The following is a 593-nucleotide window of genomic DNA, read 5'->3' as shown; positions in this document are numbered from 1 at the left end:
CGCCCGCCATAACGGCGGGTTCGCCGCTGGTACTCGGCCACGGCTTGAAGCAAATGCTCCTTGCCGAATTCCGGCCAGTAAATATCGGTAAACCACAATTCGCTATAGGCCAGCTGCCAGAGCATAAAGTTGCTGAGACGCATCTCACCGCTAGTCCGGATAAGAAGGTCGGGATCGGGAAGCCCTCCGGAGAGCAGACGGCTATCAATCAATTCCGCCGTTATCTGCTCCGGCGATAATTGTCCCGCAGCAATATCTTCCCCTAAACTGCGCATGCAGTCCTCAATTTCCTTACGCCCTCCGTAATTTAACGCAAAATTCAAAATCAGTCCGGTGTTGTGCTGTGTGCGAAGCACCGCTTCGTCCATCGCTTTACGGGTATACGAAGGCAGCGCCTCACTGTCGCCCATAACCCGCACCCGGACGTTCTTCTCTATCAGTTCGTCCAGTTCGATAGCCAAAAACTCTTCCGGCAGACGCATCAGAAAATCGACTTCCTCTTTAGGCCGTTTCCAATTTTCCGTTGAGAACGCGTACATCGTCAAGAATTCAATACCCAGCTCGTCAGCAGCAATCGCGGCGCGCTTTACCGC

1 protein-coding gene is annotated in these 593 nt (G+C 53.5%); it reads right to left on the bottom strand.

Annotated features, from left to right (window positions below; genetic code table 11):
• Positions 1–593 (bottom strand): polyprenyl diphosphate synthase (gene uppS / locus L691_RS0124455; RefSeq protein ID WP_025692870.1); only part of this gene is annotated, 593 nt, incomplete at both ends.

The sequence above is a fragment of the Paenibacillus zanthoxyli JH29 genome (assembly GCF_000520715.1).
GTDB lineage: Bacteria > Bacillota > Bacilli > Paenibacillales > Paenibacillaceae > Paenibacillus_AQ > Paenibacillus_AQ zanthoxyli.
The sequence above is the reverse complement of the archived record's forward strand: the minus strand, read 5'-3'. Positions and strand labels throughout refer to the sequence as shown.